Annotated in this window: 18 protein-coding genes and 1 pseudogene; 10 read left to right on the top strand and 9 right to left on the bottom strand. The window is 52.4% G+C overall.

Translation table 11 applies throughout. From position 1 onward, the window contains the following. Positions 1-31: 31 nt before the first annotated feature. Both CKW37_RS31795 and CKW37_RS31790 read right to left on the bottom strand, forming a co-directional pair. Positions 32-1420, bottom strand: a complete 1389-nt coding sequence (locus tag CKW37_RS31795; protein WP_070411942.1) for a heavy metal sensor histidine kinase — start codon at positions 1418-1420, stop codon at positions 32-34. Continuing rightward, the gene (locus CKW37_RS31790) at positions 1420-2106 is read right to left on the bottom strand and encodes a heavy metal response regulator transcription factor (RefSeq protein ID WP_019816984.1); all 687 of its coding nucleotides are present in this window, start codon (positions 2104-2106) and stop codon (positions 1420-1422) included. The genes CKW37_RS31795 and CKW37_RS31790 overlap by 1 nt, the downstream gene beginning before the upstream one ends. A 204-nt stretch (positions 2107-2310) precedes the next feature. Here CKW37_RS31790 and CKW37_RS31785 point away from each other — a divergent pair, with 204 nt between their 5' ends. From CKW37_RS31785 to CKW37_RS31770, 4 genes are all read left to right on the top strand, one after another. After that, complete coding sequence (locus tag CKW37_RS31785; RefSeq protein ID WP_024616841.1) at positions 2311-2664, top strand: co-regulatory protein PtrA N-terminal domain-containing protein; 354 nt, start codon at positions 2311-2313, stop codon at positions 2662-2664. A 157-nt stretch (positions 2665-2821) separates the two neighbouring features. Further along, positions 2822-3355, top strand: coding sequence for a plastocyanin/azurin family copper-binding protein (locus CKW37_RS31780; RefSeq protein ID WP_095160028.1), 534 nt, complete (start codon positions 2822-2824; stop codon positions 3353-3355). 179 nt (positions 3356-3534) lie between these two features. Continuing rightward, the gene (locus CKW37_RS31775; protein ID WP_083293927.1) at positions 3535-5892 is read left to right on the top strand and encodes a heavy metal translocating P-type ATPase; all 2358 of its coding nucleotides are present in this window, start codon (positions 3535-3537) and stop codon (positions 5890-5892) included. Between the two features lie 111 nt (positions 5893-6003). Beyond that, positions 6004-6204, top strand: a complete 201-nt coding sequence (locus tag CKW37_RS31770) for a heavy-metal-associated domain-containing protein (RefSeq protein ID WP_083293928.1) — start codon at positions 6004-6006, stop codon at positions 6202-6204. Positions 6205-6314: 110 nt separating this feature from the next. Here the strand turns inward: CKW37_RS31770 and flgB are convergent, their stop codons facing one another. Beyond that, entirely contained in the window at positions 6315-6728 is a 414-nt protein-coding gene (gene flgB, locus CKW37_RS31765; protein WP_034115527.1) for a flagellar basal body rod protein FlgB, read from the bottom strand. 380 nt (positions 6729-7108) lie between these two features. Here flgB and CKW37_RS31760 point away from each other — a divergent pair, with 380 nt between their 5' ends. The 6 genes from CKW37_RS31760 (at position 7109) to CKW37_RS31740 (ending at position 11946) form a co-directional block, all read left to right on the top strand. Then, positions 7109-7315: a co-regulatory protein PtrA N-terminal domain-containing protein gene (locus tag CKW37_RS31760; RefSeq protein ID WP_070411944.1), complete on the top strand. Its 207-nt coding sequence runs from the start codon at positions 7109-7111 to the stop codon at positions 7313-7315. Between the two features lie 177 nt (positions 7316-7492). Next, positions 7493-9469, top strand: coding sequence for a copper resistance system multicopper oxidase (locus CKW37_RS31755; protein WP_070411945.1), 1977 nt, complete (start codon positions 7493-7495; stop codon positions 9467-9469). A gap of 12 nt (positions 9470-9481) precedes the next feature. Then, complete coding sequence (locus CKW37_RS32715; protein ID WP_139146094.1) at positions 9482-9730, top strand: hypothetical protein; 249 nt, start codon at positions 9482-9484, stop codon at positions 9728-9730. Then, on the top strand, positions 9702-10676 hold the full coding sequence (locus CKW37_RS31750) for a copper resistance protein B (RefSeq protein ID WP_169836537.1): 975 nt from the start codon (positions 9702-9704) through the stop codon (positions 10674-10676). Before CKW37_RS32715 ends, CKW37_RS31750 begins: the two co-directional genes overlap by 29 nt. 9 nt (positions 10677-10685) lie before the next feature. Continuing rightward, entirely contained in the window at positions 10686-11489 is an 804-nt protein-coding gene (locus CKW37_RS31745) for a cytochrome c (protein WP_070411947.1), read from the top strand. Then, the gene (locus CKW37_RS31740) at positions 11479-11946 is read left to right on the top strand and encodes a DUF411 domain-containing protein (RefSeq protein ID WP_070411948.1); all 468 of its coding nucleotides are present in this window, start codon (positions 11479-11481) and stop codon (positions 11944-11946) included. Before CKW37_RS31745 ends, CKW37_RS31740 begins: the two co-directional genes overlap by 11 nt. 305 nt (positions 11947-12251) lie before the next feature. On the opposite strand, the gene CKW37_RS31730 is transcribed toward CKW37_RS31740, so the two are convergent. The 6 genes and pseudogenes from CKW37_RS31730 to CKW37_RS31705 form a co-directional block, all read right to left on the bottom strand. Then, a complete protein-coding gene (locus tag CKW37_RS31730) occupies positions 12252-12584 on the bottom strand; it encodes a DUF2790 domain-containing protein (RefSeq protein ID WP_039593249.1) in 333 nt (110 codons plus the stop codon). A 187-nt stretch (positions 12585-12771) separates the two neighbouring features. After that, positions 12772-14403 carry a TniQ family protein gene (locus tag CKW37_RS31725; RefSeq protein ID WP_256587903.1) on the bottom strand — a complete coding sequence of 544 codons (1632 nt, stop codon included), beginning with the start codon at positions 14401-14403 and terminating at the stop codon, positions 12772-12774. 382 nt (positions 14404-14785) lie between these two features. Then, positions 14786-16453 (bottom strand): TnsD family Tn7-like transposition protein, encoded by a 1668-nt coding sequence (locus CKW37_RS31720; protein WP_095160025.1) that lies wholly within the window; start codon positions 16451-16453, stop codon positions 14786-14788. Between the two features lie 16 nt (positions 16454-16469). Next, positions 16470-17930, bottom strand: coding sequence for an ATP-binding protein (locus CKW37_RS31715; RefSeq protein ID WP_095160024.1), 1461 nt, complete (start codon positions 17928-17930; stop codon positions 16470-16472). After that, positions 17927-20095, bottom strand: coding sequence for a Mu transposase C-terminal domain-containing protein (locus CKW37_RS31710; protein WP_095160023.1), 2169 nt, complete (start codon positions 20093-20095; stop codon positions 17927-17929). The genes CKW37_RS31715 and CKW37_RS31710 overlap by 4 nt, the downstream gene beginning before the upstream one ends. Further along, positions 20092-20571, bottom strand: a pseudogene (locus CKW37_RS31705) (TnsA endonuclease N-terminal domain-containing protein); the annotation flags it as partial. The pseudogene CKW37_RS31705 and the gene CKW37_RS31710, both read right to left, overlap by 4 nt. Positions 20572-20708: the final 137 nt, after the last annotated feature.

Here is a 20708-nt window from a genome sequence, read left to right as displayed (position 1 = left end):
AAGACGCCGTTGATCACAAATGTTTCCTCGCTCAGCTAACCGTGGAATCGACGGCCGGAAACTCAAGATGAAAAGCCGTTTTCCCGTCGCCTGACGTACACCAGATCTTGCCATTGTGCGCTTCGACAATTGATCGGGTAATCGACAGACCTAGCCCTGCGTTGCTCGGACTTCCTTCTCGCCGCGCTGGGTCCACGCGATAAAAACGATCAAACAGCTTTTCAAGATGTTCGGGGGCAATGGGCTCACCATGGTTTTCCACGACAACCGTTACCGACGCGTCCTTGTGCTGAATATCGACACTGATTGACGTCCCTTCATAGGTGTAGCGCAGCGCATTTGAGAGCAGATTGGAAATCGCTCGGTGGAGCATAAGGACATCACCTCGCACGCTCCCCCGTCCTGAAACCTTAAGCTCGATCCCTCGTTCATCAGCCAACAGGCGGTAGTACTCAAGCAATTTTTCCACGACAGCCACCAGGTCTATTGGCTTGTTCTCGTGCGTAATTAGACCATTGTCAGATTTCGCCAGAAAAAGCATGTCATCAATCATCCGGCTCATGCGCTTCAAGTCATCAAGATTGGAGTACAAATTGTCTTCGTAGTCCTCGATGTTTCTTTTTCTCGAAAGCACCACTTCAGTGTGGGTCATCAAGTTGCTCACGGGGGTCCGTAGTTCGTGGGCAATGTCTGCCGAAAAGTTGGATAACCGGACAAATGCATCGTCGAGCCTGGATAACATGGCGTTGAACGACAACACCATCTGTTGAAGCTCTTTCGGAACGGGTGCCAGGGGAATACGCTCCTTGAGTGATTTTGCTGACATGGAGGCAGCTACCCGTGTGACCTGGCGGATAGGCCGCATGCCACTGCTAGCTACCATCCAGCCGAGTGCAGCACTGACCAATGCGCTGATCACCAACCCTATCCAAAACCATCGTTCGAGCGTCTCGAAAAAGGACATATGCTGAGTAACGTCAAAAATCAACATGACAGTTAATGGCCTTTCTTGTCCCGTCACTACGGATTGGGCAGTCACACCACGGAACATCTGCTCTTGCTCCCGCCATTCCCAGACGGTTGTGTTTGTGGTTGTGCGAAACGCCTTCGGAACGTCGACCGGGCCGGGATCCGCAAACAGCACCTTGCCGTCGCCATCGATGATAAGCGCAGTCAAATCACGGTGTGCGCCCAGCAGCGCTTCTAACTCCGGTTTAGCCTCGCTGAATTGATCGATGTTGCTCAGCCCGGACAAGATCCGCTGAGTCGAGTGGAGTTTTTCGTACAATGCCTGCTGATCCAGCATCTTAAAATGATGCCGGCTGAGGTTATTGAAACTGAGTCCGGCGACCGTGAGCACAGCCGTTACCGCGAGCATAAACATCAGACTCATACGAGTCGTCAGGGACATCCGGTTCATCACGACTCCGAATCTGGTGCATCGAGCATGTAACCCATTCCCCTTGAGGTATGAATCAACTTGACCTCAAAATCGTCGTCTATCTTGGCCCTGAGCCGTCTCACTGCAACCTCGATAACGTTGGTATCGCTGTCGAAGTTCATATCCCAAACCTGGGAGGCGATAAGAGACTTTGGCAGCACCTCCCCTCGACGACGCAGCAGAAGCTCAAGCAACGCAAACTCTTTGGCCGTAAGGTCTATGCGTTTGCCTCCTCGGATGGCTCGACGCTTGAGCAGGTCCACTTCAAGGTCAGCCAGTTTCATAAAGGTTTGCGAAGGTGCGCTGCTACCGCGACGCAGCAACGTTCTGACTCGAGCAAGCAATTCAGAAAACGCGAAGGGTTTGATCAGATAGTCATCCGCACCGAGTTCAAGTCCCTTCACTCGGTCTTCAACGCGGTCTCTGGCGGTGAGAAAAAGCACCGGGACGTCTTTCCCGGAAGCGCGAACCTTCTGCAGGACTTCCCAGCCATCCAAACCCGGCATCATGACGTCGAGAATCAGCAGATCATAGGCTTCGCTCAAAGCGTGCTGAAGCGCCTCTTTTCCATTCGTGAAACGGTCGACATTGAACCCGGCCTCGTTGAGCCCTTGCTGCAAATAGATACCTATTTTTGGTTCGTCTTCAGCGACAAGAAGTCTCATGAGGTCGTTCTCAGATAAAGGTTAAGCGGAGTCTGCAACGAAAACTGGCAGCCAACCAGCAACTGACAGAAAAGTAATCTTGGCTTCAGGTAGATGTCAGCGAGTGCTGGCTAGGGTTCAGACATGAGTACTTCATTGGTGCTCGACCGACCTCTGAGCGATGAATCGTATGGAAGTCGGATTCCCTCATGAGGAGCTACCCCTATGAACCGCCTGAAAATGCTGTTTTTTGTAAGCTCGATACTGGTCTCGGCTTCTGTGTGGGCTGAAAGCGGCGGAGATCGAGTCATTGAGCGTATGGAAGGTTTGCGCGACAAGGCCGAAGCCACGTTGATGAAAGCTGAACAAGCCCCTGAAGGAGAGCGTCACGTCCACATGGCAGAACACATGAAGATGCTTGGGGACATCATGAGCCAGCTCCACAACGATCACCCAGATGCCTCAATGTCACCCCAAGAGCATCTAGCCTGGATGGAGAAGCACGACAAAATCGTTGATGACGTTTTGCGCCAGATGCAGCGCGAGCACAAATTGATGCTTTCAGAAAACCATCAATAAACGCCCCCTGGATAAGTACTTGTCAGCATCTTGTTGCGGCGTCAATTGGACGCCGTATCTATTTAGAAAACTGACAAAGAAGTAATGCCCAAGTCAGTTAGCTGGCAGCTGAGCATCATTAGCATAGCCAATGTTCCCACGTATTCCTGAGGTCACCATGAAAACTACGCTCGCTACTCCGTTCATCGCAGCAATGACCCTGTTATTCGCTGCCACGGCTATGGCTAATGCAGGGCATGGACAAGACGACATAGGCCAGCCTGGTGTGGCCTCTGACGTTACCCGCACGGTTGAGGTCGAGATGGGCGACTTTTTTTTCAAGCCTAAAAGCATCGACGTAAAACCTGGTGAAACAATCCGCTTTGTCCTTCGCAACGAGGGTTCGCTGCTGCATGAGTTCAACATCGGCAAAGCCGCTGCTCATGCAGCACACCAGAAAGAAATGGCAAGCATGTTCAAGAACGGAACACTAAGCCCTACCGGTACCGGGAAGATGAGCGGCATGAGCCACGGCATGGGCGGAATGAAGATGGTCGCAATGGAGCATGACGACCCTAACAGTGTCCTGATTGAGCCTGGCTCAACCCAAGAGCTGATCTGGACCTTCAACGACAGTGCAGGGCTGCAGTTTGCCTGCAACGTGCCGGGGCATTACCAATCGGGAATGGTCGGCGAGTTTGATCTGAAATAAACCGGAGTCGGCTGTTTCTGCCGGCCCGACGCAAGAGTTGGCTACGCTAAGTCAAGTAACATAGCAACGCTTACTCAGCCGGGGTCCGTGCGGAAACATCACCGCACCACTGTGGAGCCGCAAATAATCGTTGTACTGAATATGCTCATTTCTAGTAGCACCTTACAAGGGGAATAGACATGCCTACCACCTCTGGCCATCACGACCATAATCACACCCATGCTGCTTCCCGGGATGATGCTGATCTACATGACCCGGTGTGTGGAATGGCAGTCACTTCGTCGAGTAAATTTGCTGAGACTTACCAGGGACAGACGTATCGGTTCTGTAGCCTGAAATGCCAGGAGAAGTTTCGAGCGGACCCTGAGCGCTACAGTGGCCACGTGGTGCGCGACGAGTCAGGCAGCACAACGCCGGAGTCTGCGGTACAAACGGGCGCTGAATTTACGTGCCCGATGCATCCTGAAATACGGCAGACCGGACCCGGTAACTGTCCTAAATGTGGCATGGCACTAGAGCCTGTCATGCCGGCACTTGATGAAGAAGAAAATCCTGAACTCCGGGATTTCAATCGCCGCTTCTGGTGGTCGCTGCCCTTAACCGTGGTCGTAACCGTGCTCGCGATGGCGGGTCACTCGTTACAACTTCTTCATGGTTCAGCTCAAAACTGGATCGAGTTCGCTCTGGCGACACCCGTGACCTTATGGGCAGGATGGCCTTTTTTTGTAAGGGGACTGGCCTCGGTTAAAAATCGCAGTCCCAACATGTGGACTCTGATTGGGTTGGGCACTGCCGCAGCTTATCTGTACAGCGTCATAGCAACAATCTTCCCCCAAAGTTTTCCCGCCAATTTCATGCAAGATGGACGTATCGGCGTTTACTTCGAAGCGGCAGCGGTCATCATCTCGCTCACGTTGCTTGGCCAGATCCTTGAGCTCAAAGCCCGATCACAAACTTCCGCCGCCATTAAGTCTCTTCTCGGCCTTTCGCCCAAAACTGCACGTCGGATCAATGCCGATGGCCATGAGGAAGACATTCCTCTCACCCATGTGCACCTGGGAGACCACTTACGGGTCAGACCAGGTGAGAAGGTGCCAGTTGATGGTTCGGTACTTGAGGGTGAAAGTGCGGTGGATGAGTCGATGCTCACTGGCGAGCCAGTCCCGGTAATGAAGAAAGCTGGAGATAGCCTGATCGGCGCCACGCTGAATACGCATGGAAGCTTGGTAATGGAGGCGCAGAAGGTCGGTGCCGAAACCATGCTGTCCCAGATCGTACAGATGGTCGCGAGAGCTCAGCGTTCCAAGGCTCCGATGCAACGAATGGCCGACTCGATTGCCGGCTACTTCGTGATGGGTGTTATCACGATTGCGATAATGACATTTATCGGTTGGGGGCTTTTCGGCCCTGAGCCCAGTTGGGTGTTTGGTCTAATCAACGCTGTCGCCGTGCTGATCATCGCTTGTCCCTGTGCGTTGGGACTTGCTACGCCTATGTCGATCATGGTGTCGACAGGTAAAGCAGCAAGCATGGGTGTTTTGTTCAGAGATGCCAGTGCGATTGAGAGCCTTTGCAGAATCGACACGCTGGTTGTCGACAAGACAGGCACCCTAACAGAGGGACGGCCCGTGTTTCACAGCGTGGAGGCCACTCCCACCTTCAATCCCGACGACGTCCTTCACCTGGCTGCCAGCCTTGATCAGGGCAGCGAGCATCCTTTAGCACATGCGATCGTCGATCACGCCCGAGCCGTGAACATCAAGCTCACCAAGCCGGAATCCTTTGAGTCTGATTCGGGTATCGGGGTCAGTGGCGTTGTCGATGGCAAGAAGCTTCAGCTGGGGAACACAGCGTTGATGGAAGCCGCAGGCGTGAGCACCAACTCCCTACAAGAGCGCGCTGAGGTGTTGCGACTTGACGGCATCAGTATTATCTACCTCGCAGTCGACGGCGCATTGGCAGGTTTGTTGGCCGTATCAGATCCGATCAAGCCAACCTCAAAAGAGGCCGTCACCAAGCTTAAGGCTCACAACGTGAAAATCATCATGGCTACTGGGGACGGGCTTACTACCGCTCGGGCTGTCGCCAGGGAGATGGGGATTGAAGAGGTTCACGGTGAAGTCAAACCCCAAGACAAGGAGCGCTTGGTGGCAGACCTACAGCAACACGGGCGAAAAGTGGCCATGGCAGGTGACGGTATCAACGATGCTCCGGCCCTAGCGCGAGCAGATGTGGGGATAGCCATGGGAACGGGGACTGACGTGGCGATGAATAGCGCGCAACTCACGCTGGTAAAAGGTGACCTGATGGGGATCTTACGAGCACGAGCTCTTTCGGTCGCCACAGTTAAAAACATGCGCCAGAATTTGGGCTTCGCTTTTCTCTACAACTCAATGGGTATACCTCTTGCCGCTGGTTTGCTCTATCCATTGACGGGGCACCTCCTGTCGCCAATGATCGCTGCCATAGCCATGAGCGTCAGTTCTGCATCTGTAGTTTTCAATGCATTGAGGTTGAGGAATAGTCGAATTGACTGAGCGTCGATGACGCTCACGACCTTGATCAGATAATCGTTGACCTTGCCATGGTGTCAACGTCGATGCTGTCGCTGCGGGGAAAAGACACCGCTCAGCACGAGGGTAATTTACATGGTCGTCTTAGATGTATCAGGCATTGGTTGCGGCAGCTGCGTCGGCAAAATCACCAGAGCGATCCAGGCACTGGACGGCAACTCTACGGTCTCAGTCGATCGATCAACCGGTAAGGTGAGTGTTGAAAGTAGCGAAAACGCGGAACAGCTTCGTAAAGCTGTGGAGGCGGTTGGCTTTCCTTCCAAGATCAGCCATTGAACGGAGACTCCTGCTCCTGAGTAGAGCGCCGTCTGGAGGAGAATACCTCTGAATCTAGGAGTACTTAAGCTGCTGTGTCGGTCAAAATGGGCTCGCATGCGCCTGCGCTGCTAGTCACCGCGCAGAGCTTTGAGCAAACCCTTGAATGCTCCATTCAACCGAGTAAAAGCCGCGTTGAAACGTATTGCGTTTTCTGTGTATTTGGCGACCTCGACCTGCTGATCGACAGTATTTTGGTCCAAGGCAGGCTGAGCCGGCGTGCTGTAAAGCAAGTCGCGCCCGTATATAGCCACCGCCGATTCTTTCTTAAGAAAATGCTTTGCGTTTGTTGTTTTCAAAGAAAACGCAGTGGTAGCAGGTTCTTTGGTTTGGCTGGCGAGCACAGTAGAAAAATCCAAGTCTTGGGCTTTGAAGTTCGGAGTGTCAGCGTTCGCGATATTGTTACTCAAGATCTCAGCTCTTTGGCCACGATAAACTAATGCTCTTTCTGCGGAGCCTAATGCTTTCTCAAAATTAATACTCACAATTAATCACCCTCGGTGGCATTACTATCTTCTTTGATCATTGAACACTCAGCTGTTGCAGCAGCGCATTCAAGTCTCCTATTAATTTTAATGGAGAGACCTAGAACATCGCCTCCGTGAGAATTAATGGAACCCAAAGCAATGATTACACTTCAATCTTATATTCAATAAAAGTCGCGCAATGCGAAAAGATGGAGACCATACGTATTAAATAGCGTGTACTTCAAGAAAAATATCCCAAACTGACACAACTGTAATATTGGCCTAAGCTTCCTGACAGGGGGTGTCTCTTATAGTCCAACTGAGTCTTTTGCTCACCCCCAAAGAGTCCAATCCATGTGATTCAGAGGGGATATTTTCACACATCTGAGGTAGCCCATATGAACACCATCAAAACCTTGTTCGTCGCCGCAGCGCTGACTGTTTCCACTCTGGCCATGGCTGAAGGCGGTGGTGACCGGACTTTCGCACGTATGGAAGTGGCCAGGACGAATTCGATGGAATCGTACCAGGTAGCTCAAACGCAGAGCGCTCAACCGCCTGTCGCTGAAAGCAAAGCCAAAGCGATGGACCATAAAAACTGCTGAACGATCAGGCACGCGGCCAAGCTGACAGAAATGTAATCACGAAGGTGGTTTAGATGTGGCAATTTCTGAGCTCGCTTGCAATGAAAAATTCGTCTTTTTTTCGGTAAGCGAAGCTCATCTTGCCAACTCACGGGTTGATTTGAACGGCTCCCTTTTGACTGATTGGAAATAAACGGCATGCATTCCAAAACCTCTAGACGGACATTCGTTAAAGGCCTGGCCGCCGGCGGCATCCTTGGCGGCCTTGGTCTGTGGCGCACTCCTGTATGGGCAGTGACCAGTCCAGGTCTGCCGAGCGTCCTCACCGGCAACGAATTTGATCTGTTTATTGGTGAAACGCCGGTAAACATCACTGGCTCGCCGCGCACAGCCATGACCATCAATGGCTCGTTGCCGGGGCCTTTGCTGCGTTGGCGCGAAGGAGAGACGGTCACTCTGCGCGTGAAAAACCGTCTGGAGCAAGACACCTCCATTCACTGGCACGGCATCATTTTGCCTGCCAACATGGATGGGGTACCGGGTTTGAGTTTCCACGGCATCGCGCCGGACGGCATGTACGAGTACAAGTTCAACGTGCATCAAAACGGCACGTACTGGTACCACAGCCACTCCGGGTTACAAGAGCAGGCAGGCGTTTACGGGCCAATCGTAATCGATTCGAAAGAGCCTGAGCCGTTTCAATACGATCGCGACTATGTGGTGATGCTGACTGATTGGACCGATGAGGATCCTGGTCGCGTCATGGCCAAACTCAAGAAACAATCGGACTACTACAACCACCACAAACGTACCGTGGGCGACTTCATCGACGACGTCAGCAAGCAAGGTTGGTCTGCTGCCGTCGCCGACCGGAAAATGTGGGCCGAAATGAAAATGAACCCCACTGATCTGGCAGACGTCAGCGGGGATACCTACACCTACCTCATGAATGGCCAAGCGCCGAACGGCAACTGGACCGGTATTTTTAAGCCTGGCGAGAAGCTGCGCCTGCGCTTTATCAATGGCTCAGCGATGAGCTATTTCGATGTTCGCATTCCTGGTTTGAAAATGACCGTGGTGGCGGCCGACGGCCAATATGTCCAACCAGTCAGTGTCGATGAATTCCGAATCGCCGTGGCAGAAACCTATGATGTGATTGTTGAGCCTGCCACCGAGGAGGCTTACACAATCTTCGCCCAGTCCATGGATAGAACCGGCTATGCGCGGGGGACCTTGGCAGTTCGTGAAGGACTGAAAGCACCGGTACCGGCGATCGATCCACGTCCGCTCTTGACCATGGATGACATGGGCATGGGCGGTATGGCTGGCATGGACCATGGCAGCATGGCTGGCATGGGCGGCGGCGATATGAAACCGGGTGACATGTCAGGTATGGCTGGCATGGATCACAGCAAGATGCAGGGAATGGACCAAGGTGACATGACCGGAATGACCGGCATGGGCAGCGGTGACATGACCAACATGGCCGGTATGGACCATAGCAAGATGGCAGGTATGGACAAAGGTGACATGTCCAACATGGCCGGCATGGACCACAGCAAGATGGCGGGGATGGACAAAGGCGACATGTCCAACATGGCCGGCATGGATCACAGCCAGATGGCAGGGATGGGCGGCATGGGAGGCGAGATGCAATCTCACCCAGCGTCCGAAACCAACAACCCGTTGGTTGACATGCAGGCCATGAACCCAACGCCAAAACTGAACGATCCAGGTATCGGTTTGCGGAACAACGGTCGACGGGTGCTCACTTACTCAGATCTGAAGAGTACTTTCCAGGACCCTGATGGCCGCGAGCCCAATCGCACCATTGAGCTGCATCTGACCGGTCACATGGAAAAGTTTTCCTGGTCCTTCAACGGCATCAAATTTTCTGATGCTGAGCCCCTTCGTCTCAAGTACGGGGAGCGTCTTCGCATCACCTTGGTAAACGACACCATGATGACGCACCCCATCCACCTTCATGGAATGTGGAGCGACCTTGAAGATGAAAACGGCAAGTTCATGGTACGTAAGCACACAATCGACATGCCACCGGGTACCAAGCGCAGCTATCGAGTCACCGCCGATGCTTTAGGTCGCTGGGCCTATCACTGCCACCTGCTTTTCCATATGGAAATGGGCATGTTCCGTGAAGTACGGGTTGATGAGTAAAGGAGACGATCTGTGAGCACACACCTAAATCGTAAATCGCTGGTCGGTTGCCTCTTTGCCTTTGGCCTCATGGGTGGGTTCTCCTGCGTAGCATTGGCAGTCGAAGAAAGTGGTGATCCTTCACCTGCTACTTCTGCGGATGCGCCGAACAAGACTGCGACCAAGTCAAACGAGGCAACGCCGAATCACGCGACGATGCCTCATACCAAGATGCGCCATGAGTCGATGGATCATGACCAAGAAAACAAGAAGGCGGATTGAGATCATGACCAGGAATTTTTTACGCCCAACGTTGATGGTATTGGCAGTTTCTACGAGTCCTGTCTTCTTTGCCGTGGCTCACGCCGCTGAAAAGATGGATCACTCCAAGATGAACCATGGCTCCATGGGAGCGATGGACCATAGCAACATGGGGGCTATGGACCACAGCAAGATGAAAATGGACGACGGTCAAATGACCGGCATGGAAAGTATGGATGAAGGAACGACGACAACCAGTCGAACCCCTGTCCCCGTACTTACCGATGCTGACCGTGCAGCCGCCTTTCCAGATGTCGCTGGTCATGGTGTCCACGACAAAACAATCAACTCTTTCATGCTGCTGGATAAGTTTGAATACCAGGATGCTGACAACGGTAGTGCGTTGGCTTGGGATGCAAAAGGATGGATCGGCGGTGACATTAATCGACTGTGGTTGCGCTCGGAAGGCGAACGTACCAATGGCGTGACGGAAAGCGCTGAATTATCCGCGCTCTGGGGGCACTCCATCGGACCGTGGTGGGACGTCGTCACCGGTGTACGACAGGATTTCAAACCAGGGTCTCCTCAAACCTGGGCCGCACTCGGCATTCAGGGCATGGCCCTCTACAACTTCGAGGCCGAAGCAACAGCCTACATCGGTGAGAACGGTCAATCGGCTGCTCGGCTGGAAGGCGATTACGACATTCTGCTGACGAATCGATTGATTTTGCAGCCGACGGCCGAGGTCAATTTTTATGGGAAGAATGACCCTCAGCGCGGCATCGGGTCCGGATTAGCCAACACCGAAGTGGGGCTCCGATTGCGTTATGAGATTGTCCGGCAATTTGCCCCTTATATCGGGGTGAGTTGGAGCCGTTCTTATGGTAATACGGCAGACTTTGCACGTGAGGAAGGTGAAGATGCCAGCGAGGCACGCTTTGTCGCCGGTATTCGGATGTGGTTCTGAGAACCAAGTATGAAAATAACGCTGAAGGCACTGATAGCTGCTGGTCTGGCCACCGTAGCAGCGGCTGCCGGCGCGGTGTATTTCGGCGTGATCAATGTCGGGGCGGATGACCCGCACTCCGCCCCCGTCTACGCAATACTTTCTATTGCTCGGGATCGCTCGATCGAAGTGCGCTCGCGCAACATTCAGGTCCCCGACCTGAGCCAAGAAGCCCTCATCCGTGAAGGTGCTGGCAACTACAACTCGATGTGTGTCGGTTGCCATTTGGCTCCGGGGCTTGCAGGCACCGAACTGAGTAACAGCCTTTACCCCGCACCTCCGAACCTTTCGAAACTGGGCGTCGATGGGCACCCAGCCGCAGCTTTTTGGATCATCAAGCACGGCATCAAATCCACCGGCATGCCCGCGTGGGGCAAAAGCATGGCCGATCCCTACATATGGGGGATGGTCGCATTTCTCCAGCAACTTCCGTCACTGGATGCAGAGCAATACAAGGCTCTGATCACGAGTAGCGGTGGCCATCAACACGGTGGTGGCGAAAGCGTGATGCACAACCATGAGGGTCAGCATGGAACGACCCAGGGGCAAAGTGGCGCAGGTGCTGCCAACCAAAGGGCGGAAGTCCGCGCTCATGATGACGAGAAAAACACGGCACATGCCCATGGCCCCTCCGCAGCGCCGTCTGCAAATGAGCCTGCTGACCACGCCGATCATAAGGTTAGGGAAGCTTCAGATGATGCGGCCCCGACTCCAACCGTACAGCCCAAACCACATACACATACTGATGGGAAGGAACATACCCATGCGAAATAAATCTCTTCGTCGCAGACGGGCACTTCGTCTCGCTGCTCTCGTGGCTCTGTTCATCAGTTCAGCCAGTCACGCAGCAGAGCCATTGACGATCGATGTACATCGCGACGCTAATTGCGGGTGCTGCAAGAAATGGATCCAGCACCTTGAAGCTAGCGGCTTTACCGTCGTTGATCACGTGGAAACCAACATGAGCGCGATCAAGCGCGGTCTCGGGATTTCTCCTGAGCTCTCGTCTTGTCACACAGCAACCATCAACGGAAAGTTTGTTGAAGGTCACGTGCCCGCCGAGCAAATCATTGCGATGAGCAAACGTGATGACCTGCTCGGGATTGCCGTTCCAGGCATGCCGGCCGGCTCCCCAGGAATGGAAGTGGACGGGAAACATGACGCGTATAAGGTAATCGGCTTGTCAAAGGCAGGCACAGACCACGTCGTTGCTGAATACCCCGAAAATTGATCTTCTAATCTTGCTCCTGCATGGTGAGGGTCATGGCCGTGCAGAGGAAATAGCTCATTTCGAACGTAAAAAAGGCGCCACTAGGGCGCCTAAACCACCTCCCAAACCAAAGGAAAAACAAGGAGGCGGGATGTATCAGGTGGTCGAGCAATTGTTTACTGTACGTTAGAAACACTTCAACTGACGGACATGATTTCATAAAATGGATAACTTCAGCCTTTCCTGAAAATTACTTCTACGTCAGCGAGCAGTAAGCTAGTTTCGGACAAAGGAGAATTATGCAGTTCTTAAATAATTTTCATTGTCTAGCTTCCATGGGGGCAGTTGTCGGCCATGACCTTATATTCCACGGTGTTAAGCTTGCCCGTAGAGTCTTCATAGGTCATGCGCGAAGGAGCAACCCCACAGGTTTTATTGGCTTGCGTGACACTGACGACCTTCTGGATATCGAGGTTCATACCATATTCATAATGAACAACTTCAGGAGGAGTCTTGCCGTTCCTTGAGGCATATTGTTCCATTGCTTGTTGGTTCTCTTGCATCATTCGACCATACACGCGGTCACCGCCTCCTTCCGCCATGGCTAATGAAGATAAGGTCAAAATCGAAGCGGCGCAAAACGCTTTCACTGCTGTCATTGCTGTCATGATTTTCTCCTAAAGCTCAATTTACTGAGTTAAAGAGTAACAAGTGAAAGCTTTCAGAAAGCTGCCGCGAAGGTTACTAATGTGAAAGGTGGACGCTACCCCGCATTTACGCTTTCAAGCCAGATGGGATTTTTGTTAACACCAAAGGTTGGCAGACGCTGACGGAACAAAGATGCCCTCAAAAGCTTATTTGAACCGGTGGTCCCTCCCAATTCCTCGATACGCCGGTAGACCTGAGCAGGGCCTCCGCGTCGACCCCGGTTCTTGCCAGGCTTTCCAGATCCCACTCAAAGAAACTGGAGAAAACCAGGAAAACCTTGCTTGATACCGCTGAGGTCAATCTTACCGTCGAGTAATTCACGGGGAGCTTCATCCTGATGAGTTCAGAGACAGTCCACACCAAAGTTCTTAGACGGAAATGCCATACTGACTCCTGATGAATCTTGATCTGTTGATAAGTAAGAGGGAACCTCTGCTTGCGTAGATACAGCTCATGAGGTAATGAACCTGGGAGCAGCGATTGCAAATTCCGAATGTTCACTCTCTTCGGATCTTTCGTAACTTTATACAGCTCATCTACGCCCGCTTCGATAAGGGCTGCATAGGCGTCGTCTCTTGAATCGACGGACTTTTCGACCTTAACTGTAGCTTTTTTAGGGGCATGGAGTTTTGCCATTAACCATGCGTTATCATTTTCTAGAATCCATTGCGTAGGTTTGTACGCCTTCTTCCAGAGGTACTCGATATTGGCATCGGTACGCAGCGCTAAAAGCAACTCGATTTTTTGGCGATATCTAGTTTTTTGGCTAAGACGCGATTCTTCGACTTTGGGCGCTCGCGGAGAAACAGCGGCACTCAGCAGGATTGACTCATTCTTCAGAGCCTCTTCAAAGCCATCTGCACTGGAAAACAAATGTAGAGCAATGATCAAATGCCGCGCGAGCGGCATATTTAGCTGACCTTTATCTGATTTGAGCCGGATCCATTGCTCATGCTTTCCGTTGTTGTAGGCTGGATCAATCTGCGCCAAAAGTTCATCGCCGTAAGCGCTTTGGATGCTGTCGAATAGTTTCGCAATACCCGCATTTTTTCCGAAAATGAATCCGCGCTTCTTGCATTGGCGGACGTAGCACGAACTCAATACCGTACTGCCTATCGGAGGAATATTGCGTTGCAAGATATCGTGTGCGAACAGAGCGACTTTCTGTTCCATCTTTGAACCCTTGTGTATTGCTGCGCTGTTTAACGGGCTCCAGCCGCATGCGCATGGCTCAGTCAGATTGGGAAGCAGCTTCAATTTACGGTAGAACGGGCGAGAGCACTCGGGGCAGGCATGGATCAATGCGTCGCCATGACGCCAACAGACGGCAACACCGGGTATCTGGTGAGATCGATGCCAGTAGGCAGAACCCCGCTCAATCAAATCTTCCTGAACGCAGGTAGGACAAAGCTTAGCCTTGCCATGGGTGGACTCTTCTCTGCGGGGCACCCGTACCACCCCGTCATAACCCAGCGGTCCTTCGTTGTTCTCCGGCCCCTGCTTAACCCCAAGAAACGGCCGGTAAGCAGGAAAAGTAGTATTGCTACTGATCAGCTCTGCGAGATTGCTCTCCGATTGCCCCGGCAGCCTGTGTGCGAGCCTCTCGATCTGCTTGGGTACGATGCCACCAATGCAAAAGGGTTTCGATGCGAACAAATCGCGGTAGGTTTCTGTCGCGGTTCTATTGCCTGACAGATAGTGATAGCGGGTGACACGAGAGTGCAGCATTTCATCCGGCATCGACACGGGAAAAAATAATAGATCAGACATCATTTACCAATTAAAGGTAGGGGTCGAAGAGAACGTGCATCCGGGGGCAGTATATATGCAACCCGTAAAATTCTGTATCCGGTCTGGATTTGGAAATGACACAGCCGCTCAATTTTGAATCGTAGTAAATTCATCTAAACCCCGCCGCGCCCGTACTCCTTGAAATACAGAACACGTATCGATAACCCGTGTAGGTCAGCCAATGGCGATTGCAAAACTATTTCGGGTGATCGCGGGTTAGTACGTTTTAGATGATGATTGTGATGATCCAGCGTATGCCGACGCTATTCTCGTGGGTGCAAATTTTCATTAACAGAAAAACAATGTGTTCACGGTGAATTGATTTAGAACTTTTTTTAGATGGAGAGAATGCCCGGCTGGATTACAGCGGGGGCCGAATGCTCGCGACTCTGTAGAGCGAAGAACGTGATATAGGCATGCCCTCCGAGAACAATTGGCGTCTAGCACATTGCAGACGCCTATCGTGAAAGCCTTCGATTGGTTCACATACTTTTTCGAGCATTGCTGCACAGAGAGGAAGCTTGCAGAGCTGCTTTTCGAAGCGAGAAAGAACATGAAGCTCCCGACCAATCCTGGTACGCGAAATGCGGACAGGCTTACCCGCGAGAGCATAAAGCGTGTCGGCACACTGACGGACTTCGCCGGACAGTCTCGCATCGAGGGCAGCGAACATTTCGGCGCTATTCAGACGGGGCGTACGATGGGGGCTTGGGTTTGCAGTTGACTCCGAAAGCCACTGTCTGTCGTGACGATACAGCCACGCATACCCCCTGCATGCATGTGCTTTGTACAATCGATAATCAGCCTCGAAAGCCGCGCGTCTTGCGCATAGCTCAATGTGAAATCGCGCCTCCCTCCAAGCATCTTGCCCGCCGGGTACATTTCGGATGTGACGATAGACATATGCTGATGAAACGCCTAGAACGGCAGCGATCTTTTTGGCATCAGCTCCTTCAAGAGCATGTTCCCACACAGCGGCTGACGAACAGTCCAGGCCTTCACCAGGCATCACCGGAGAAAGGCGCGCGTGAAGCCGAATGTGAGCTTTCGGATCACATGCCACCGCCTGTTTCACAGGGCATTGACCATGCAGCAAGCTCACCATTTCAACGCCCAGAGCACCGGCCAATAAGATGTATTTGAGCGGATGGTGAGAGCTTATAGGCGTACGAAGCAGCTTCGTGACCCATGAGGCGGGTGTACCTGCACGAACATCTCCGAGTATAGAAAATTCCCATTCTCGCGGGAGTGCGGCAAAAAAATCGGCCATGTGCTGCGCCAGCAAGTGCAGGTGCAAGCGATGGTTATCAGAAGCAAGGTTGAGCTGCGTTGCCCTGTGTAAAAGCGTGAAGCGCACCGCCTCCGCCGACAAAGCAGTGACTTCAGACTCGAGGACCTGAAGTGAGCGCAACGCGATTTCGTGAAGCGGTGGCATGCACCGCAACGGGGTGTCGAGAAGTACTGTGTGTGCTTGCACATTCTCATCACTGGGCAGATTGAGTTGTCGAGAGCTGCGGCTGGACCAGCGAGGATCAAGGATCCTGAGTGACGTACCGTGATGCGGACATACCAGCACGCCTGGAAGCATGTGGACCCTGTGCCAGTAAGCGACTCCCCGTTGAGCCTGATCTTGGGCGATACATTCTGGACATAACCGCACTCGGGAGGCGAATCCAATACGGCTCGCGTTGACGCCCAGCTTTAACATCAAGCCTTTACCACCAGCGGTCATCAGCGTCCGAGCGTGTTCAACCTGGCTCCCCCTCAAAAACGGCGCGTAATAGGGTAGTAATGTGTGGCGCATCAGGACGGCGGCTACCGATAGCTCGGTACCGCTGGGTAGCGCGTCGACAAAATCCCCTAAGTGACTCGGGAATGCCACATTCTGCGAAAAAGCTGCCGCCGATTTCAGTCCGGCAAATGCTGCTTGGCAATTACGAACACCGCAAAGACGGGCATAACGAGAAATCACGCTGTGCAGCGTCTCGTCGGGAAACGCGGCGGGGAAGAAATGGAGTTTAAGCTGCACTTCACCCCCCTCCTACTCACGCTTTGTGATACATCGGTGAGAACTCAAACAGGTCCTCGTTGAGCCAGCCCGCAGCGCGCAGAGCGTCGAGGGGAGCGTCATGTTCGCTAAGCGCTTTAGCCTCTGAGTTTTCCACAGCAGTAGCAATCGGCGATGGGTGATCTTTCGCAAGAATGGTTGGAGATGGGTCTGCCGGTTTCTCACGGGATACAACGCTTCGAAGCAAGGTGAGGCGATCCTCTCGTGCCAATCCATCGAAGACCATCATTTCGCTCAGTTGATCCTCAATCGGCAGCAAATCGTCAAACTGTCGCATCCGCTTCGGATCACGGCTACGCAGGGCTGAAAGGGCTGGCTTTAGAATCTGCATTTTTGAGTTGCTTACCTTCACCATGACCTCGGCAGTCAAACACTCCGAGCCACTCTGGACCGCATAACGCTGACTCAATACCAGCAGCTTGACCAGGAAATCTGTCACGCCTTGAGTGTGTTCATACAGCGTGTCAAAAATCTCGTCGGTCAGCTCGGCAGTCTGCTTGCACCACTGATAGCTCCAGAGATTTTCGACCAACAACCGCCACTCCTCATCATCCTTTTCGAATCGTTTGAATTCGAGCGTACCGGCACCACAAACTCGGCGGGCAGTCCGCATGGCTTCTGAGAACAGGCTAATTGTCGAGTTCGTGCCACTGAAAACCACCGGGATACCGATGTTGTTTACCAAGTGCAGGAAAAAATTCAGCATGCTCTCTTTACCACCGGTTTTCGCCAGGTGGAGGTTTTGCAGCTCGTCGATCAACAAGGCGCCGATGAAAAACGTGCTGGCCACCTGCTCCATCTGTTGCAGCGCATCATTGATGTTTCGATGCCTGTAGCGCTTGTGGTAGTCCTTATCTCCTAGAGCGTCACCAACCGCATAAAAAAACTGCTGGCAAAATCCAGCCAGCGATCCATCCCGAGGGCAGTCAAGCTTCAGCCATGTGATTTGGGTATGAACAAACTGCTTTCCCTCATAGCGCTCATGACGGATTGTCTGTGGATAAAGGCTCAAGATGGCGTGGAGCGCCGTCGACTTGCCAATGCCGCTCAGGCCGACGACGGTAAACGTTTCTGCAGTGGACTTGAACGCATCGTGGTAACGCTGAGCTCCCGATAAAGAATGCAAATGCCGGACGGTAGCGGGCGACATAGGGTTACGCCCGACATACCCTCGACGGATGAGCAGTGAGAACAGGGCCTCCAGTTCCAGATGTAGCAAGAACGGCTGTACGACGGTTCTCAGCCTGTCGATACAGTGAATTCGAGTGGCTCCTTCGAGCGTCAGCTCTTTCGGATCCACCGGCTGAGGAAAGTTCGAGATCAGTTCAACAGCCGCCGCCTCCGACAATATCGGAGGCAAAGCTTCGATCAGCGGGTTACCCGCGTACTCACTAATGTCCTGTCTGACGTAATTGGCAAACGTCTGTGCACCTTTCATTTTGCCTGTCCTGGCCGAATTCTTTTGAGCAAATCGATAACCTGCGCGGTGCGCTCGCCGGCATATGAATCATGCGCTTTCGGTGTCGTTTCAGATTGAAGTGAAGCTGGCTCCACCCTCACGCCTTCAGGAACAACCGCATTTTCACGCTCACGGAGACGTTCTTCTGCGCGGTTCTCGCGGATGTGTCCAGTGGCCTCTGCCTTGGTAGGCGGAGCAGGTTCCTGTTTTCGTTCTGCGAGCGCATGACTGATGATCTGGTGGACCTGATCGCTAAGCTGCACACGGCTTTCCAGCTCAGCTCGCCGGCGCGTAGGCGGTTTTTGGCGATAGGCTTCGAGCAGATCAAAAATCTCGTCCGAGCGGTAATTCGCGTAACCGGCATCCGATCGTCGAAGATCACAACGGATAAACTGCTTGGCCTCTCCTTGAATCCAAATGTGTGCCGCCGAGTTCGGATCGAACCAACACTCTATTGACCAAACGCCCCCTTTGCGAGCCTTAGCAAACCAATCTTTCGCTATGGCCATATCACACACGTAGTGCATGCCGCGAAACATCACTCCGCCCTTTTGAACGGTCGCGCGCTCACGCGGTAAAAGGTGGAGATAAACCAGCTCGTCGGGACGTTTGTTGGATTCGATCAGGTCGTTGTCGCAGGCCCAATTCCATATACCGTTGGGGGTAGGTTCTACGCCGTCATTCATCATCGCTTGAGTCAGTCGGTCAGGCTGTCGATGGTGTCGGTTATAGTGGAGCACGCAATTAATGAGGATTTGGGTGAACTCTTTGAGGTTCAGCGTGGCATCGAGCCGGTAATCTCGCTCGCCGCGCTCTTTGTCCCTCGCAGCTACCCCGCCAGGTAGCCATCTGATACCCGTCAAATCATTCAAAATGCCAAACCGACTTTCTACCATAGGCTTCCAATCAGGCCGATAAGGTGGAGCAGTGCCCATCTCAATTCCCAATCCTGAGGATAACCCCTCTGCTGCGAGTGACAGCATCTCTCCCCGGTCGGCGTAAATCTGGTGGGGCAGGTGGTGACAATTCCAATCATCTGCATTGATTTCAACGCCGTTCTGAGCGCAGAACTCGACTTTGGAGGTAAACGCGTTGAACAGCGCTTGTCTCGCCCCATTCCAACTAGGGCCCTCCAATCCTACATAGAGACCAGCAATTATTCCGGAGAAACTATCCACTACGATATAAACGACGGGCCGACCAATGAGCATCCGTCTAGAGTAGCTGTTGACCAAATAAATATCGGCAATCGTTGCGTCGATTTCGAACTGATGACAGGGTCCACGCAGCCAATCTCGAACGGTACCTGAAAGCGGACGGCAATCCTTTAACCACCTCCTCAACCCTTTACGGCCACGCTCGGTTTCAATCTCGTCGAAAAAAATCTGCCCCCAATATTGGAACTGCCTCAAGCTGGGGAGTTCTGAACCAGGCAACAAACGAAGCGCTTCTTCACTGTTTTTAGAGATGTCTCGAACAGAGTAGAATCGTCTCAACATTTCGTCATATGCGCTCGAAATGGAAGATTTCTTATCTCTTACATAAAGAGCATATCCAACACGGATGCATCGTTTATCAACTGCACTGAGCATCTTTGAAGGCGAAGTAAGAACGCCTTGAAATTTAGGCTTTCGCCCTGGTGGCCTGCTCGGATCATATTTTCTATCGGCAACACCTACTGCCGTATAATTGTTAAGCAATGAGTTGCGAACTTGACCATATAACCAATAGCGGTAAAGAAGCCGATAGATCGTTTTCCGCTGAATTCCGAGTTCTGACGCCCGTTTGCTAACAAGTCGGCCTAACTCACCTCGTACAAATATTTGTCCTGGGTATTCAGGATCTAGCAGAGGGGCGATGACGGCCCACTTTTCGTCCCGGCCTTGCTTGGCTCTCTCATCCAACTGTTCCTCAAGCACAAGCATGAACTCGGGCGTGGCAATGGCTGCTGATTTGGTGTGACCAGACGCTAACGATCGACGCAGCTCCTCCAGTCCAACAGCGTATGGCTGCCGGGGTGGGTCAGCTAGATCCATCAAAACTGCTAAGTCATGCGTTTCATCCTGGTAAAGGAGCCTGGCTATCGTAGCGATGACCGACAGATCGGTTACAGGCTCGAAAACGTCATTAACGAGAACAGTCATGACATTTTCTCCTTCAACGATACTTGGACAGGGCTCGGGGAAACTTCGAAGCCAGGAACTAGACCAGTAAGGTGGAGAGGAGTGTTAACCAAATCGATTTTCAGTATCTTGTTCCAAACCAGATGAAAGAAAATTGCTTGAGCGTCTATATAGGAAATGGACAGAAGTGATGCTATTTTTCTTAGACAGGTGGCCAAGGTCCACGAATATTCCCGGCTGTTTACAAGGCACTCGATAAAATTCGAATGCAACGGCGCTTTCATTAAATCACGAGAGAGCTTCGAGTACCTCCTGATTAGTCCAAGATTTTTAATCAAATCTCGTGTAAAAAACTCGTCTGTTACGATTTTCCAATCAACACCTTGGCTTTCCCAAAAACGCTTTTCAATTTCAAGTTTTTCAAGCGTTCTTTTACTTCCGTTGCCAATTAAATCGGAACGATACTTCACCGTCCTAGCTACCGATTTGAAGTTTCCGCTCGGGTCCTTAAGGAATCTCCGAACAAGCCTTCAGTTATGCGAGAATCCCCGCAACACCTGATCCGAGCCGCCCATGAGCCAGATGAGCTTTTCCGACTTTGAGTACGCCGGCAAGCGCAAGCAAACCCGCCGAG

It is taken from the genome of Pseudomonas sp. Irchel 3E13, assembly GCF_900187455.1.
In the GTDB taxonomy this organism is placed as follows: Bacteria; Pseudomonadota; Gammaproteobacteria; order Pseudomonadales; family Pseudomonadaceae; genus Aquipseudomonas.
Note: the sequence above shows the minus strand (reverse complement) of the source record. Positions and strands in the feature narration are given on the sequence as shown.

Excerpts from the sequence above, each read along its gene's own strand:
- CKW37_RS31795 (WP_070411942.1), bottom strand. The coding sequence starts at position 1,420 with ATGAACCGGATGTCCCTGACGACTCGTATGAGTCTGATGTTTATGCTC.
- CKW37_RS31790 (WP_019816984.1), bottom strand. The coding sequence starts at position 2,106 with ATGAGACTTCTTGTCGCTGAAGACGAACCAAAAATAGGTATCTATTTG.
- CKW37_RS31785 (WP_024616841.1), top strand. The coding sequence starts at position 2,311 with ATGAACCGCCTGAAAATGCTGTTTTTTGTAAGCTCGATACTGGTCTCG.
- CKW37_RS31780 (WP_095160028.1), top strand. The coding sequence starts at position 2,822 with ATGAAAACTACGCTCGCTACTCCGTTCATCGCAGCAATGACCCTGTTA.
- CKW37_RS31775 (WP_083293927.1), top strand. The coding sequence starts at position 3,535 with ATGCCTACCACCTCTGGCCATCACGACCATAATCACACCCATGCTGCT.
- CKW37_RS31770 (WP_083293928.1), top strand. The coding sequence starts at position 6,004 with ATGGTCGTCTTAGATGTATCAGGCATTGGTTGCGGCAGCTGCGTCGGC.
- CKW37_RS31760 (WP_070411944.1), top strand. The coding sequence starts at position 7,109 with ATGAACACCATCAAAACCTTGTTCGTCGCCGCAGCGCTGACTGTTTCC.
- CKW37_RS31755 (WP_070411945.1), top strand. The coding sequence starts at position 7,493 with ATGCATTCCAAAACCTCTAGACGGACATTCGTTAAAGGCCTGGCCGCC.
- CKW37_RS31750 (WP_169836537.1), top strand. The coding sequence starts at position 9,702 with ATGACCAAGAAAACAAGAAGGCGGATTGAGATCATGACCAGGAATTTT.
- CKW37_RS31745 (WP_070411947.1), top strand. The coding sequence starts at position 10,686 with ATGAAAATAACGCTGAAGGCACTGATAGCTGCTGGTCTGGCCACCGTA.
- CKW37_RS31740 (WP_070411948.1), top strand. The coding sequence starts at position 11,479 with ATGCGAAATAAATCTCTTCGTCGCAGACGGGCACTTCGTCTCGCTGCT.
- CKW37_RS31730 (WP_039593249.1), bottom strand. The coding sequence starts at position 12,584 with ATGACAGCAGTGAAAGCGTTTTGCGCCGCTTCGATTTTGACCTTATCT.
- CKW37_RS31725 (WP_256587903.1), bottom strand. The coding sequence starts at position 14,403 with ATGTCTGATCTATTATTTTTTCCCGTGTCGATGCCGGATGAAATGCTG.
- CKW37_RS31715 (WP_095160024.1), bottom strand. The coding sequence starts at position 17,930 with ATGAAAGGTGCACAGACGTTTGCCAATTACGTCAGACAGGACATTAGT.
- CKW37_RS31710 (WP_095160023.1), bottom strand. The coding sequence starts at position 20,095 with ATGACTGTTCTCGTTAATGACGTTTTCGAGCCTGTAACCGATCTGTCG.